At 50.8% G+C, this 16160-nt stretch carries 10 protein-coding genes; 8 read left to right on the top strand and 2 right to left on the bottom strand.

Features of this window, described 5'->3' with window-relative positions:
- From IE055_RS01235 to IE055_RS01255, 5 genes are all read left to right on the top strand, one after another.
- A complete protein-coding gene (locus IE055_RS01235; RefSeq protein WP_189398188.1) occupies positions 1-915 on the top strand; it encodes a sugar kinase in 915 nt (304 codons plus the stop codon).
- A gap of 42 nt (positions 916-957) precedes the next feature.
- Entirely contained in the window at positions 958-3813 is a 2856-nt protein-coding gene (locus tag IE055_RS01240) for a pectinesterase family protein (protein ID WP_189398189.1), read from the top strand.
- A 419-nt stretch (positions 3814-4232) separates the two neighbouring features.
- Complete coding sequence (locus IE055_RS01245; RefSeq protein WP_189398190.1) at positions 4233-4619, top strand: queuosine precursor transporter; 387 nt, start codon at positions 4233-4235, stop codon at positions 4617-4619.
- 303 nt (positions 4620-4922) lie between these two features.
- Entirely contained in the window at positions 4923-5228 is a 306-nt protein-coding gene (locus IE055_RS01250) for an SDR family NAD(P)-dependent oxidoreductase (protein ID WP_268244525.1), read from the top strand.
- A 33-nt stretch (positions 5229-5261) separates the two neighbouring features.
- Positions 5262-5405 (top strand): hypothetical protein, encoded by a 144-nt coding sequence (locus IE055_RS01255; RefSeq protein WP_189398192.1) that lies wholly within the window; start codon positions 5262-5264, stop codon positions 5403-5405.
- Between the two features lie 76 nt (positions 5406-5481).
- On the opposite strand, the gene IE055_RS01260 is transcribed toward IE055_RS01255, so the two are convergent.
- Positions 5482-6834, bottom strand: coding sequence for an aldehyde dehydrogenase family protein (locus IE055_RS01260; protein ID WP_189398193.1), 1353 nt, complete (start codon positions 6832-6834; stop codon positions 5482-5484).
- A 74-nt stretch (positions 6835-6908) separates the two neighbouring features.
- Positions 6909-8099, bottom strand: coding sequence for an acyl-CoA dehydrogenase (locus tag IE055_RS01265; RefSeq protein ID WP_189398194.1), 1191 nt, complete (start codon positions 8097-8099; stop codon positions 6909-6911).
- Between the two features lie 308 nt (positions 8100-8407).
- Here IE055_RS01265 and IE055_RS01270 point away from each other — a divergent pair, with 308 nt between their 5' ends.
- From IE055_RS01270 to IE055_RS01280, 3 genes are all read left to right on the top strand, one after another.
- On the top strand, positions 8408-9349 hold the full coding sequence (locus tag IE055_RS01270; protein WP_189398195.1) for a right-handed parallel beta-helix repeat-containing protein: 942 nt from the start codon (positions 8408-8410) through the stop codon (positions 9347-9349).
- Between the two features lie 189 nt (positions 9350-9538).
- Complete coding sequence (locus tag IE055_RS01275; RefSeq protein ID WP_189398196.1) at positions 9539-12820, top strand: amidohydrolase family protein; 3282 nt, start codon at positions 9539-9541, stop codon at positions 12818-12820.
- 50 nt (positions 12821-12870) lie between these two features.
- Entirely contained in the window at positions 12871-16143 is a 3273-nt protein-coding gene (locus IE055_RS01280; RefSeq protein ID WP_189398197.1) for an amidohydrolase family protein, read from the top strand.
- The last annotated feature ends 17 nt before the right edge of the window (positions 16144-16160 follow it).

Consider the following 16160-nt stretch of genomic DNA (forward strand, 5'->3'; position numbering starts at 1 on the left):
ATGAGTGATCGCATTGCCGTGATTGGCGAATGTATGCTGGAACTGCGCACGGCAGATCGAGCCAGTCTTACCAATACCAAGCCGCTGGACATGGGGTTCGGCGGCGACACCCTGAATACCTCGATTTATATGGCGCGTGCGGGTATGGCACCGTCGTACATTACGGCTCTCGGTGATGACGCCTTGAGCACCTGGTTACTTGAAAGCTGGGAACAGGAAGGCATAGCATGTGATCAAGTTGTGCGGATGCCAAACTCGGTTCCTGGCATGTACATGATCAATGTCGACGCACAGGGTGAGCGTTCATTTCTGTATTGGCGCAAACACTCACCAGCCAGTCGTTTATTCGACGACCTTAAGCGCGCCAGTGATGTGTTTTCAATGCTGCGAAGCTTCCCAACGATTTATCTCTCCGGCATCAGTCTTGCGATTCTGCCGGAGGCCTCACGAGAGCGACTTATTGATTTTCTGGTTGACTACAGTCGCAATAGAGGTGCCGTATTGTTTGATGGTAATTATCGGCCGGCGTTGTGGCAAAGCCCGAATGCGGCGCAGTCGGTGTTCCAACGCTTGTACGGCTTGAGTCAAATTGCCTTGCCCACGTATGAAGATGAAAGTGATCTGTTTGGTTATCAATCCCCCGCGCAAGCGATTGATGCCATAACCGAATTTGGTGCACGTGAGATTGTTCTCAAGATGGGTGCTGAAGGGTGTCTGGCACGCTCTGAAGCAGGCACCGAAATCGTCCCGTCGATCAAGACGGAGGCGGTTGATACCACCGCTGCGGGCGACTCGTTTAATGCCGGTTTTCTGGCCGCAAGATTGCGCGGTGCCGATATCGTTTCCGCCTGCCAACGTGGTCATGAACTGGCATCCCGCGTGATCCAGCACCGTGGTGCCATTATTCCTGCGTAGCCTTCGTGGTGCGCGCTTGTTTCTTCACTCGGAGTCTTTCTGATGCTGTTGACTGGCCGTTGTAACGTGATTCGTTCGGTAAACCTGTTGTTGCTGCCGCTGATGTTTCTCGCCAGTGTGGTGAGTGCCAAGACCGTGCATATTGCCGGTGACAGCACCGCCAGCAACTATGGCGTTGAGGTGTTCCCACGAATGGGGTGGGGGCAGGCACTCGCCGATTTTTACACCGGCAAACACCGAGTGAACAACCTGGCCCAGGGTGGGCGTAGCTCGCGAAGTTTTATCGACGAAGGTTTTTTTGCTGAACTGGAGTCTGCGGTGGTTGAAGGCGACTTGGTGTTGATTCAATTTGGTCACAACGATGCCAAGGACCACAGCCCGGAGCGTTACACCTCCCCCGATGGCGAATATCAGGAATTTTTGATGCGCTATGTGGCGATGGCTAGAGCAAAGAAAGCCACACCTGTGCTATTAACGTCAATCGTCCGTCGCAAATTCGAAGATGGCAAATTAGTGCCAACGCACGGAGACTACCCAGCGGCAATGAGAGCCTTAGCCGCCGCTGAAGGCATTGCACTGATCGACCTCAACCAGCTCAGTCGTCAATGGGTGAGCAGCCTGGGTGAGGAAGCCAGCAAGCAGGTTTATCTGCACCTGCCAGGTGAAGACGGCCTGATTGAAGATAACTCACATTTTTCGCAATTCGGCGCATACCGCCTCGCGGCCATGGTGGCGCAGTCTCTGAACCAACAAGGCTTGCTGCAGCTCGATCTGCCGACTCCCCGATTTTTGCGCGTTGAACAAGACGGTTCCGGCGACACCACACGCATTCAAGACGCACTCGATAAACTGGCCGGTTCTGACGGCCCCGCGGTAATTTTAGTTGGCGAAGGCGTATTCGACGAACAGCTGTTCATGACGCGAGACAATGTGGCGATTGTTGGCAAAGGTCGAGACAAGACAACCATCAAGACCAGCTTGTTACGCGCAAACTGGCGCCAGGACCACTCGGACGACTGGGGCGCTTCCACCATCAATATTAAGGCCAGCGACCTCAGCTTTTTGCAACTGCGTGTGGTAAATGATTATGGCATTGTGCGCGGCGATCACTCGCACCAGTTTGCCCTGCGTTTGCTCTCCGGTACTCGAATCTTAAGTGAAGACAGTGTCTTCATCACCGGCGGTGCGGACACGGTCAGTCTGTGGAATAAAGACGCCGGGATGTATTATCACCGCCGGGCTTATTTCGAGGGTTATACCGATTTCGTTTGCCCTCGCGGTTGGAGTTACATTACCGACTCGACATTCTTTAGTCGCGGTGGTGCCGCGGCCATTTGGCATGATGGTGAACGCGCCGAAGATCAAAAATTGGTGATAAAAAACTCATCCTTCGACGGTGTGGAGAATTTTATTCTCGGACGTCGTCACTACGACGCGCAGTTCTATCTCATTAATAATCGTTACTCGGACAATCTTGCCGATTTACCGATTTTTCGCGTTACCTACGACGATCCGGCGAAAAACCGTGCCAATCTCTGGGGCGATCGTGCATACTATTTCGGCTCTCAGAAAGCGGGACGACCCTATGCTTGGCTGAACAACAATATCACTGCTGAGCAGGCGAAAATCAGCGCGCGCGACACCTTTGGTGCACGTTGGGATCCAGAAGCTAAACTGGCGCAGATTAAAGCACAAGTGGGCTTGTTTGAGTCGCCGTTGCGGAATGCAGCACTGAATCAGCCAACTACCGATGCCCCGGTCGCGCTGCGTATGGCGAGTCAGCATATCGAGCGATTCCCAAAACCATGGCTGATGCGCAAGTCAGACGGTGCCTACGTTTGGAGTTATACTCACGGATTAGTGTTGATGGGGATGCAACGGTTGGCGACACATGCCCCTGAGGCCGACGCGGAGCAGTTTCGTCGCTACGCCAAAGCATACGCAGATCACTTTATCGATGAGTCAGGCAGAATCGAGTCATTGGATCTCACCGAATTCAATATCGATTCGATTAATGCCGGCAACATCTTGTTTGAGTTGTACGCCGACACCGGCGATGCGCGCTATAAATCGGCAATGGACCAGCTGCGCACACAGCTCAGGTGGCAACCGCGTACAGACAGCGGTGGTTTCTGGCACAAACGCAAATACCCGTGGCAAATCTGGCTTGATGGGCTGTATATGGCACAGCCGTTCTATGTGCGTTACGCTTCTGAATTTGAGTCGGTCCCTGCCGTGTATGAGGACAGCGTGCAGCAGTTTGTGCGCATCGAGATGGAGACACGTGACCCGGAGACAGGCCTGCTTTACCACGCCTGGGACGAAAGTAAACTCCAGCCTTGGGCTGACCCGAAGACTGGTCGAGCACCTGGGTTCTGGTCACGCGCCATGGGCTGGTATGCCATGGCGTTGGTTGATACCTATGAACATTTACCCGCAGATCATCCAGGTCGTGAATCGTTGGCCGCTATTCTCAAGAGGCTGGTAGCGGCATTAGCGCCGTATCAGCATCAAACAGGTCTTTGGTATCAGGTGCCTGATCAGGGTCATCGCGCCGACAACTGGCTGGAGGCATCTGGCTCGGCGATGTTTGTGTATGCCATCGCCAAAGGCGTTCGTTTATCGATGTTGGACTCGGTTTATTTACCGATCGCCGAGCGTGGGTATCAAGGTTTGCTGGACGAGTTGATTTCGGTGGAGGATGGTGTTGTGCACCTAAACAACGTCTGTCGCTCCGCTGGATTGGGTGGTGAACCTTATCGCAGTGGTAGCTACGAGTATTATGTGACAACGGACCGCGTGCGCGATGATGCGCATGGAATCGGTGCCTTTTTGCTGGCCGCGAGTGAAATGCTCATTATTGAACAGAGCGGGGATTCTTCGCTTCGCTCAGAATGACCTCGGTGTATTTGTAACCCAACTCAAACACTGTCTTTACGAGCGCAGCGTGGCCGTCTGGTGAGTGGAGATTCTTCGCTATGCTCAGAATGGACGTTGGTGATTTTATGATCGAAATCAAACACCGTCATTGAGAATGAAGCGTGGTAATCTCCGTCAGAGGTGTGCATCAAAATGCGAGTAGTGAGAGGCACGTTGAAAAACAAAAAATCCCCAATTCAAGAAAATCCACGGAAACACTAAAAACGTGCAAAGCAGGCTTGACTAGCCGACGGCGCAAGTGTACTTGTTCACCTCTCAATTCAAGTCGGCAACGGATACTATTGTCGGTTAACGATACCTTTCGTTCCCGCCAATAAGGAAAAATTGGCTATGTAGCTCAGCTGGTTAGAGCACAGCATTCATAATGCTGAAACGCGTTGCCAGCAGTCGATGTAAGCGGTCAGGCACCTTGGCAAACACTGCCTTTGGCGGATGACGTTGGCCCACTAAACGGCACGAGCGTGCGGGGCGATGTTGAGTTATTTGCGCTCGTTTACGCAATCACCGTCGGTGCCGTGCTGGCCTCAATGCTGGCATACATACTTGCCCAATACGTTGACGTATTTCTATTTCATTGGATCAAACGAAAAACCCGTGGCGAACATCACTGGCTGCGTAAGAATGGCGGCACAATTGTCAGCCAAGGTGTCGATTCAGTTACCGTGAGTTTAGTTACGTTCGGCGCGGCCATTGTGGCTGGCGATATGGCGCGCGTGCTTGGTTTGATGCTGAGTAATTATCTTTTTAGCTATGTTCAGCCATAGCCGATACACCCATTATCTATGGATTAGTGGCCACACTTAGACCTTATTTAGGTTTAAATAAATTGCCCTCTGGAGAAACATCATGAATCAGGTATTAGTTATAAGCGGTGCGAGCAAAGGAATCGGTTGAGCGACCGCCAAGCGATATCTGCAAGCGGGTTTTCGTGTTATTAACTTATCTCGATCGCCCTGTGAGTTGCGGCAGGTTGAGAATATGGCGATAGATTTATTGGAGCCAAACTGGAACAGCAACACAGGGTTCAGCTGCTAAATTTAATTGGCGAGCCTGAAAAATTGGTGTTAGTGAACAACGCGGCGATGATGACTAAAGAAACGGTTCAAACCTTAGAGAGTGAAATCTTGCGGCGCGTGATGGAGCTAAACGTGGTGGCGCCCGCAGCTTTGAATCGTCGGTTAATACCGCGTATGAAACCCGGTTCATCGATAATTTACATTAGCTCTACCTTAGGGCGTAAAGCGGTCGCTAACACGCATGCCTGTGTTGTATCGAAGCACGCGGCCATTGGGCAAATGTGTGCAAGTTTTCAGGACCTTGCTGCAATCCTGATTCACACGGCTGCCGTATGTCCGGGCTTCACCGAAATCTAAATGCTGAAATAACATTTAGAGGCATATCCAGAGGTGTATCAACAGATCACCGCCGGAATCGCGCATAAACGGTTGGCACAGCCTGAAGAGATCGCAGACACGATCTGGTTTGCGAGCCAGAACCCCGTCATAAACGGCGCCAATATTGATGCTAACCTCGGGCAAATCGAAGCGTGAGGGAGTGGGATCCTGCGCTCGCGGTTTGGTGTGCAAAAGGCCGTCTGTTTTCCATCAAGCCGTTAGCCTTGAGCGGCTATGCCCAAATCTCCGCATCTGATGGCACTGATTTATCGCTCATGGTGAAGCCAATGCGTTGCACATTGAGCATGTGTTGGTAATTTAAATTTTCCGATGTCGAGTTATTACCCCAGAACCCACAGCCCAGCGTGCCGGTTGGCACAAAGCCGTTTTGCAAGGTGCCGCCCACCGACAAAGAGCCAGCCTCATTGATAGCGATACGGCTGACCGGTAATGCGGCGCCGATTTTTTCGATATGCTCTAACGTGTTGGAATGGATAACACAGGTGTGGCCTTTTCCTCTTACCTCTAGGTTAGTTTTGGCGATGGAGATTGCTTGGTGGAGATCTTTGTAGGCGAACGCCGACAGTACGGGGCACATTTTCTCGCTGCGTAATACGTCGTCGTCTCGGCCATTTGATTTTACGACAATTAACTTTGCAGCTTTGGGTACATCAAGTCCGGCGTGTTGAGCAATCACTTGGACATTCTGGCCGATTAAATCTGGGTTGGTGTAACCGTCTTTGAACAATGCGTCACGCAGTTTGTCAGCCTCGCGTTGGTCTTCAATGTAGTAGGCTCCTTGCGAGGTAAAAGCGTCGATAACCTGCTGGTAATGCGTCTGAGGAATGATAATACTTTGATCGCCTGAACAGATTATGCCGTTGTCAAAACACCGCCCTGCAATGACTTTTTGTGCGGCCACTTGGTAGTCCACGTCGACATCGAAAATGGTCTGTACGTTACCGGCTCCGACTCCAAATGATGGTTTGCCGCTGGAATAGGCTGACTTGACCATCGCTGGCCCGCCGGTTGCGACAAGCACATCAACCGATGCCATGAGTTCGCTGGTCAATTGCATCGAGGGTTGCTCAATACACTGAACCAATTTTTTTGGTGCCTCAAGTTTGTCGAGTTCAGCGTTAATAATCGAGACTGTTTTAGCGCTCACTTTTTTGGCACGCGGGTGCGGCGCAATCACAATGGCATTACCACCTTTGAGTGCGCACATCACATTGCACATAATCGTCATGCTTGGGCTGGTGGTCGGCGTAACGGCCCCAACCACACCAGCTGGATGAGCAATGGTGATCATGCTATTGGTTTCGTCCCGTTCAATGATTCCGGTCGATTTTTTGCCTTTTAGGTAGTGCCAAACATTACGTGATTTACTTTGGTTTTTAAGCGTTTTATCTGCAACGTTGCCCATGCCGGTTTCGTTTACCGCATCTTCGGCCAGTTCCTGTGCGTTGTCGTAAAGTGCTTTGCCAGCGGCGCGCGCGCACGCGTCGAGTTGCTCTTGAGAGTAGTGTGCAAAAACGGCTTGTGCCGCACGGGCGTCATTCAAAATTGTAGTGAGAGTTAACATGGCATTGATTTCCAAAGTAATCCGCTAATGCTTAATTGGTATAATTAAAGGGGTATGTTTTACTGCTATTTTGTTTACCGACCAGTAAATGACTGAATGCCGGTTTGCGCTCGACCTAGGATAAGTGCGTGGATATCGTGGGTCCCTTCGTAGGTGTTGACTGTTTCTAAATTCACCATATGTCGAAATACCGGGAACTCGTCAGAGATACCGTTACCACCTAGCATGTCTCGCGCGGCACGTGCTATATCGAGCGATTTGCCACATGAATTGCGCTTGATAAGCGAGATTAGTTCTGGCGCCAGTTGGTCTTGTTCTTTTAGCCGCCCAGCTTGCAAACAGCCCAGTAAACCCAGTCCAATCTCTGTTTGCATGTCCGCCAGCTTCTTTTGAATGAGCTGGTTTGCCGCCAAGGGTCGACCAAATTGGTTTCGATCTAATACGTATTGTCTGGCAGATTCCCAGCATGCTTGGGCAGCACCTAATGCGCCCCAGGCGATGCCAAAGCGCGCATTGTTCAGGCAGCTCATTGGCCCTTTCAGGCCTTGCACATTGGGTAGCTTATTTTCTTCTGGAACGAACACGTCTTGCATCACGATCTCGCCAGTAATAGATGCACGTAATGACAATTTTCCCTCAATCTTTGGAGCGCTTAGGCCGCCGTAACCTTTTTCTAGAATAAACCCTTGTATGGTGCCATCGTCGGTTTTGGCCCACACCACAAAAACATCGGCGATTGGGGAATTTGAAATCCACATTTTAGCGCCGTTTAAACGGTAGCCACCTGGAGCGCTTTTAGCGCGGGTTATCATACTACCCGGGTCGGATCCGTGGTCTGGTTCGGTCAGTCCGAAACACCCGATTGACTCGCCGCTAGCCAGTTTTGGTAAGTACTTTTGTCTCTGCTCTTCACTGCCGAAGGCGTAAATTGGGTACATTACTAAACTTGACTGAACGCTCATCATTGACCGATAGCCAGAGTCGACGCTTTCAATTTCACGCGCAATTAAGCCGTAACTTACGTAACCTACACCTGAGCATCCATAACCCTCAATGGTCGGGCCGAGCAACCCAAGTGAACCTAGCTCTCGAAAAATAGCTGGGTCAGTGCTCTCATCTCGGTACGCTTGAATAATGCGTGGCTGTAACTCTTCTTGCGCGTACTTGCGCGCCGTATCACGAATTAACTGCTCCTCTTCTGTGAGCAGATGTTCAAGTTGGAATGGGTCTTGCCAGTCGAAGTTAGGTCTTTTAGGCGTGCTCATGGTCGATTCTCCGCTGAAATCTTAAGCTGGGTAGTTTTATTGCTCGGCAGCACACACAAGGGATCCTCTTGGGGCGTATACCTGGCCGCAACGTAATTCACAGTTGGCAGAGTAAACTGGAATGTGATTTGTTAATAGTTGCTAAACATGAGTGTTCTGGTGAGCTGCTAGCACCAGCCAAGTCACTATTCGCATCTCCAAAGATTGGCCGCTTCGCCGTATGATGAACTCAATAAAAAATAACTAATCTGGCTTAACTTCGACTAGCGTGAGCCGGGTTCAAAAAAACGCAATGAAAGGTGATGGTAATGCAAAATATCAAAATGGTGTGGCTGGCTTGTGTCGCAATAGCGGTGTTAACAAGCACCTCGGCAGAGGCTTCAGAGTCAGTCAGCACAAGCGCCAACGTGTTGACTGCTTGTGTGGATGCCTCGCAATTTGCGCACTGTGATTTTTCTGGCGGCGATGCCATTCAACAGGCAGTGGATGCGGCAGAATCTGGTGCAGTGTTGCGCATTAAGCCGGGCATCTACCAGCCTAAAACCTATCGCGATACGCCCCTGAATGAACTGCAGATCCGTGCTTACACACTTATTGAAGATAAACAGCTGACGATTATTGGTGAAGGCGAGGTTGTGATCGATGGCTCGCTCAGTGCGGCCAATGGCTTCGTGACAAAAAACAGTCAAGTTAGCTTCAAAAACCTAAACTTGCAGAACTTTAAGTGGGGCATTCAAGAAGACGATATCTACGACGGCCATGGTATTTTTATTATCAATGGGGAGTCCAAGATCGCTGATGTGTCGATACAGAAGGTGCAAAAAATGGCGCTCAGTGTGCATGGAAATGCCAAGGTCGATGTTACCAATTTAACCATTACTGATAGCCATCTTGGGGTTTGGACCAATGATGACTCTAACGTCAGTATTAGCAACTCAGAAATTTCCGGTAGTGAGTCGGCCGGTTTGGCGGCGTACCAAAGGTCGCAGGTCGTGATATGGCAATCGGTGTTCCAAGCGAACCAAGACGACGGGCTTTTTGCCAGTGATGACGCGCGAGTGTCAGTAACCCAGTCAGTTGTATTAAATAACAAGCCGTATGGACTGAACGCTGATGAAAACGGCGCGATTGAAATCGATAAAAGCTATGTGTCGGGCAATGACACAAACTTTGTCGTTGATAAGGTCAAGCGTATCAACGTTGGGGCCACGATGCTAAATGCTGACCCTCGACCTTTTACTGCTCTGTAACAATTGGGCAAGCACTGGAGTGGAGCTTGCTTGAGTTTCATCATTGATGTGGTTTGCTCGTTCGATCGCATCAGTTGCCAAGTGCAGAAGAGTGCAGCAGAGCGCAGAAGAGCAGCGACGGTTTAGTGTGGAAGTGGAATCGCTAGTCGGTATGACCAGCAAATAATTACTATTTTTGGAGGCGACGACATGTCGTGTTTTTTGAAAAAATTGTCAACAGTCAAACGGCTTGGGTTAGTTGCGCTGACGGCTTGTTACTTAGCTTGCGCAAATTTATTAGCGCAGGCCGAAGACTGGGACATAAGTGATACCGGCCAGCCGTATATTGATGTCGAATTTACACTGAACGAAGGAACGTGGATGAGTTTGGACGTCAGTCCAGACGGTCAAACTATCGTCTTTGATTTGCTCGGTGACCTGTATAGTCTGCCGGCGACAGGTGGTGAAGCGCGTTTAGTGAGTGGCGGCGCGGCGATTGATCGAATACCGAGTTTTAGTCCCGATGGCAGTAAGCTGGTTTACATTAGTGATCTAAGTGGTGACGACCGCGTTTGGGTGGCAAATGCAGACGGAAGTAATGCGCGAATGGTCACCGTGGTCGCCGACAGTATGTTGACCAATCCGGCGTGGAGTGCCGACGGTGAATACGTGGTCGCCACCAGTGTTGACCTTGGGTTTAATGATCAGAAAACGTCTTCCTTGCGCATATTCCATCTGGACGGTGGGTTAGGTCGTACCCTAGTCGATGCGCCGGAAAACAAACGTGATATTCAAGAACCCAATTTATCGCCCGACGGCAAATACGTGTACTACACCCAGCGGCTCGTCGACCATCATATTTACGTGGATGCGAATCATGTCAACTATGGCATTATGCGACGCGACCTTGAAACGGGTGAAACCGTTGCGTTGATAAAAGGCTTTGGCGGTGCGCTGTCACCTCAGGTGTCGCCGGACAGCCAGAAGCTTGCTTTCGTCCGTCGTGTAAAAGACAAAACCATACTGTTTGTGTATGACCTTCAGACCGGTGAGCAGCGGCCAGTGTATGCTGAACTTGATCGCGACCAACAAGCAGACTTTTATCAGCAAGGCGTCTACTTTCCGCAATTCGACTGGTTTCCAGACAACACGCATGTGGCGATTTGGGGTAAAGGAAAGCTGTTCAAAGTAAACATGGATTCCGGTGTTGCCAAAGAGATTCCCTTTGTTGCTCACACTAAGCACAGGATTATACGGTCGCCTAAGTTTGCTGATACCTTAACGCCTGACGGTGTTCAGGTAAGAGCGATTCGGCAGCTTGCCGTGGCAAACGATAATGACGAGCTGATCTTTAATGCATTGGGTCGTCTATGGAAAAAAGCACTCCCAGATGGTACGCCTAAACGCATCACGCAATCGCCTTCGTTTGAGTTTGATCCAGCCTATTCGCCGAATAATCGCCGTCTTGCTTATGTTGAATGGGATGACGAAAAGGGCAGTGCGCTACAGTTGATATCGCCGAGCGGGGGCAGTAAAAAAACGCTGGTCAAAAGCCGCGGTGTTATACGCCAACCGGCATTTTCTCCAGACGGCAAGACGATTGTCTATAGTATCGAAGAGGGCGGCAACGGCTTAGGCGGTTATCGCTCCACGCCAGGTTTGTATACTGTTGCAGTTTCTGGCGGAGAGGCCCAACAAATCGGTGACGCCGCCAGTAAGCCGAGCTTTTCAGCTGACGGAGAGCGAATTTACTTCACTAGCACGGTGTCTAAAAATACCTCAATTTCGAGTGTGACAGTGGATGGCTATGAGCGCCGAGATCACGCGCAAGCATTGGGCGCGGACCGCAGCGAGTTGTCGCGCAGCCCAGATGGCAAATGGATCGCTTTTAAGGAAAACCAGCAATATTATGTGATGCCCTACAAGGAAACTGGAGGCTTAACTCCGGTATCTGCCACGGCTGGCGCGGTACCGACGTTTCGCTTGACCGAAGGCAGCGGCTACAACCTGACGTGGTCATCCGACTCGCGAACCTTGAATTGGAATTTAGGTGACGATTTATACCGTGTTGACGTAACCGAGTTGACGACCAACGATAAGCCACTGCCGCAGCCATTTGCGACCGTGGGTTTGAATGTGCCGCTGGATCGCCCGAGTGGTGTGGTGGCGTTTCGTGGTGGTCGGCTTATCACAATGGATGGCGATCAGATTATCGAGCAAGGAACGGTGGTGGTTGAAGGCAACCGCATCGTGAGTGTTGGGCGAGCTGACGATGTGGTGATTCCAGAAAATGCGCACGTGGTTGATACCACCGGTAAAACGGTGATGCCCGGTTTGATTGATATGCACGGGCATATCGACTGCTGTTATTACGGTGGCATCATGCCGCAGAAACACGCCAGCCATTATGCTGCCGCTGCGTACGGCGTCACCACCAACTATGACCCGTACACCTCGGAGCTGGCAGCCTACGCAACCACCGAAATGCTGCAGGCTGGTGAGCTGGTCGGGCCGCGATTTATTTCCACTGGCAAGGTTGTTTACGGCCGCCCAGGAAAAGGTGATCGCACTTATGTGCCGCTCTATACGTACGCCGATGCGGAAAATACCATGCGTCGTAAACGAGCGCTAAATGGTCGAATCATTAAGAGCTATAAACAACCATCGCGCCGTGCGCGCCAGCAACTGGTTAAAGCCGGGCGCGAGGCTGGTGTAATGGTCGATGCAGAAGGTGAGAGCCACTTCTATTTTGACATCAGCATGATTCTTGATGGCCACATGGCGTTGGAACATAACATTCCGGTTGCGAACCATTACGATGATCTTGTGCAGTTAATGGCACACAGCGACATCGCGAATACCCCAACTTTGAACGTCACCTTTGGGGAGATCATGGGAGAGAATTATCTGTATCAGACCACTCAAGCTTGGGATGAGCCTAAAATTAAGTCTTATGTTCAAGAGACAACATCGAGTTACAGCCCGGTTGGCACGCCCTACGGCGCGCCTTTGCACGTGCGCAGTATGACCGGCTTGCATGCCGCTGAAGAAATTTGGGACATCGGGTTTCGTGCGGTCAGCCGCTCAATTAAAAAACTGGATGATGCTGGTGTAACCATCAACGCGGGTTCACACGGGCAAGTCTTTGGGTTGGCGTTGCACTGGGAGCTGCAGTCGATGGCGCAAGGTGGTATGAGCAACCATCGAATCCTGCGAACAGCAACGGTTAACGGCGCTGAGACCCTGGGGCTCGATACTCAAATCGGTTCTCTGCAAGTGGGTATGCTGGCCGATATTATCGTGCTCGATGCCAATCCGCTCGACGATATAAGTAATACCAATAGCGTGCGTTACACCATGCTCAATGGCCGCCTGTTTGATAGCCTAAACATGAACGAGATTGGTAACTACGATCGTGCGCGAAGCAAGTTCTATTGGGAGCTGCCCGATTACAAGGGTATTGATTGGAACGAAGCCTGGTCAGGTCAGTAATTGTTGAGTCAGAATTTCGTTATTAGTAGTTGTAACCAAAAGTGATCCCGATGCGTATTAACCGAATTGCCAATAGATTTTCCTGTGTAGTCTTAGCGTTGTTAAGTTGGCCCTCATTTGTATTGGGCTGGGACGTTAGCGATACCGGTCAACCGTATACTGACGCCGCGTTTCGCCTTGAAGAAGGAACCTGGATGAGTGTTGATGTGCATCCAGACGGTGACTTATTGGTCTTCGACTTGCTAGGCGATATTTATACCTTACCAACAACTGGTGGGCTAGCAACGTTAGTTCATGGCGGCCCAGCGATGGTGCGGATGCCGCGCTTTAGTCCAGATGGCAACTTGCTTCTGTATGTGAGTGATGAGAGTGGCAGCGATAATGCATGGGTGTCGAGGTTAGATGGGTCGCAAGCGCGCCAAGTTACGCGTGAAACCAAAGACGTGTTAACCAACGTCGTTTGGAGCCCAGAAGGTCAGTACATCGCTGCCACCAAGTTGTCGTCAGCGTATTCTGATCTTTTTACTTCAGAGCTGCGAGGGTATCACCTTGGAGGCGGTGCTGGATGGCCGATAGTTGAATCACCTAGCGCATTTCAAAATATTACTGAAGCCCAGTTTTCCCCTGATGGTCGATACCTGTATAACACGCACAAGGTCGGCGGCCCTGAAGGTACAGGGGTCTATATCGATGCCAACCATACTGTGCATGCGGTTATGCAGCGCGACCTTAAAACAGGTAAGACTAAGGAACTGTTGAAGGGCTTTGGTGGCGCTACCACGGCGCAAGTTTCACCAGACGGCAAGACAATTGCGTTTGTGCGACGCGTCAAAGCGAAGACCATATTGTTTGTGTACGACCTAGAAACTGGAGAGCAACGCCCAGTGTACGATCAATTGGATCGTGATCTTCAAGGTGAATGGATAGCTCAAGGCACTTATTATCCGCAGTACAGTTGGTTTCCTGACGGGCGCTTTATCGCTATTTGGGGTAAGGGAAAGTTATACAAAGTGGATACCCACACGGCGAGCGCCAATGTGATTCCCTTCACCGTCGATGCCAAGCATCGAATTACTCAGGCAACTCGATTTGATGCCAGTGCGGCAATACAAACAGACACCGTAGCGGTTAAAGCCATCCGGCACTTAGCTGTGTCACCGGACCAACAAACAATTGTGTTCAATGCATTGGGTCGCTTATGGCATAAATCACTACCAAACGGCAAACCAGAGCGGCTGACTAAATCCCGGGCATTTGAGTTTGAACCAGCCTATTCGAGTGACGGTAAACAGATTGCGTATGTTGAATGGGATGACGAAAAAGGCAGCGTTATACGCGTGATGTCAGCAGCTGGTGGTAACGCGCGGGCTGTGATTAAGAGTCGAGGTGTGATCCGAGAGCCAGTATTCTCTCACGACGGCCAAACACTTGCCTATCGGGTTCAAGATGACAGTAAATGCATGGGTGGCTTCGGTAATGACAGCGGCGTGTTCTTGCTCGACATACGCACTAAAACATCACCTGTACTGGTTGCTAAGTCCGGCGTTAAATTACAATTTTCGCCCGATGATCGGCGACTATTTTTGCAACATAGCAGCTATCAAAATGGCGCTGTGGTGACTGAGCTGCAGAGCGTCAATTTACGCGGCTATGAAAAAAGAACGCATGCCGTGTTGTCGGGTGCCGATCGAACCGAGTTGAGCGTCAGCCCAAATCTAAAGTGGATTGGGTTTAAGCAACAACAGAGCTACTATGCCATGCCACTGAATGACGCCGGTGGTGCCATGAATGTGTCTGCCAACGCGCCCGCCACACCGCTGGTTCGTCTCTCGGATGAAGGGGGCTATAACCTAGCTTGGGCGAGTGATTCTGAACGGCTTTATTGGTTGTTAGGTGACACGCTTAACAGTTTTTCGGTTGACGATTTAGCGTATTCTGCGCCGGTATCAATTGACCTGACGGTCGAGCGTGATGTGCCAAAAGGAATGCTGGCCTTCACCGGCGCGCGTATTATTACCATGTCCGACCGTGATGTAATCGAGAACGGAACCGTGCTTGTCGATGGTGATCGTATTGCTGCTGTTGGGCCGGTCGATCAGGTTGAGATTCCTAAGTCTGCCAAGGTCATTCCCAGTCATGGAAAAACAATTATGCCTGGGCTAATCAACATGCATGGTCATGTGGAAAGCTGCTATTACGAATCAACCGGAGGTATTCCGCAAAAGCAGGCGGCGCTTTACGCATCGTTGGCATTTGGTGTCACCACAAACTTTGACCCGTATTCGTCTGAGTTATCCAGTTACTCATCTGGCGAGATGCAACGCGCTGGGGTCATTGTGAGTCCGCGCACGGTAAGCGTCGGCAGTGTGGTTTATGGACGGCCTGGCAAAGTTGATTCAGTCTACACGCCGATTTCAAACTTAGCCGATGCTGAAAAAGTCATGACTCGCAAGCGTGCGCTGGGCGGCAGCACAATCAAGAGTTACCGCCAACCATTACGTAGTCAACGCCAGCAGTTAGTCAAAGCGGCCCGGGCGGCAGGCATAATGGTGTCGGTCGAAGGCGAGAGTCATTTTTATAACAACATTAGCTCGATACTCGATGGTCACAATACCGTCGAGCACAATTTACCAGTCGCGAATTACTATGATGACGTAGTGCAATTATTTGCCCACAGTGAAACCGCCAGCACGCCGACGTTAGTCGCATTGTTCGGTGAAATATTGGGCGAGAATTATATTTACCAAACCACTCGAACGTGGGAAGACCCTCGCATTGATAGTTTTGTGCCCGAAGTCACCAGCGGATATAGCCCGCTGGGTATTCAGTATGCCGCCCCTTTGTACGCACGCGGAATGACCAGTTTGCACGCAGATGATGAGCGCTGGGATATTGGTTTCAGGTCGGTCGCTCGATCCACTAAAAAACTCGATGACGCGGGCGTATTGGTGAATGTGGGATCTCACTCTCAAGTGCAAGGCATGGCCATGCATTGGGAAATGCAGTTGCTGAATGAAGGCGGTATGAGTAATGAGCGCGTGCTCAGAGCCGCCACGCTAAATGGTGCTACAACCCTTGGCCTCAATCAGGTGCTGGGCAGCCTTGAGGTTGGCAAGTTGGCCGACTTGATAGTATTAGATAAAAACCCGCTTGATAACATTCTGAATACAAAGTCGGTGCGTCAGACGATGGTTGGTGGCCGACTCTATGACAGTTACAGCATGGATGAAATTGGTAACTACAACCGCCCTCGAAGTAAGTTCTATTGGGAGCAGCCAGATCACACTCACTCAGGTTGGAATCGGGCAGCTTCCGGCCAATAGCTGATTCATGGTGATGT

The sequence above is a fragment of the Arenicella chitinivorans genome (assembly GCF_014651515.1).
GTDB lineage: Bacteria > Pseudomonadota > Gammaproteobacteria > Arenicellales > Arenicellaceae > Arenicella > Arenicella chitinivorans.

Bases quoted from the DNA above. Each gene is read 5' to 3' on its own strand.
- IE055_RS01235 (WP_189398188.1), top strand. From the start codon at position 1: ATGAGTGATCGCATTGCCGTGATTGGCGAATGTATGCTGGAACTGCGC.
- IE055_RS01240 (WP_189398189.1), top strand. From the start codon at position 958: ATGCTGTTGACTGGCCGTTGTAACGTGATTCGTTCGGTAAACCTGTTG.
- IE055_RS01260 (WP_189398193.1), bottom strand. From the start codon at position 6,834: ATGTTAACTCTCACTACAATTTTGAATGACGCCCGTGCGGCACAAGCC.
- IE055_RS01265 (WP_189398194.1), bottom strand. From the start codon at position 8,099: ATGAGCACGCCTAAAAGACCTAACTTCGACTGGCAAGACCCATTCCAA.
- IE055_RS01270 (WP_189398195.1), top strand. From the start codon at position 8,408: ATGCAAAATATCAAAATGGTGTGGCTGGCTTGTGTCGCAATAGCGGTG.
- IE055_RS01275 (WP_189398196.1), top strand. From the start codon at position 9,539: ATGTCGTGTTTTTTGAAAAAATTGTCAACAGTCAAACGGCTTGGGTTA.
- IE055_RS01280 (WP_189398197.1), top strand. From the start codon at position 12,871: ATGCGTATTAACCGAATTGCCAATAGATTTTCCTGTGTAGTCTTAGCG.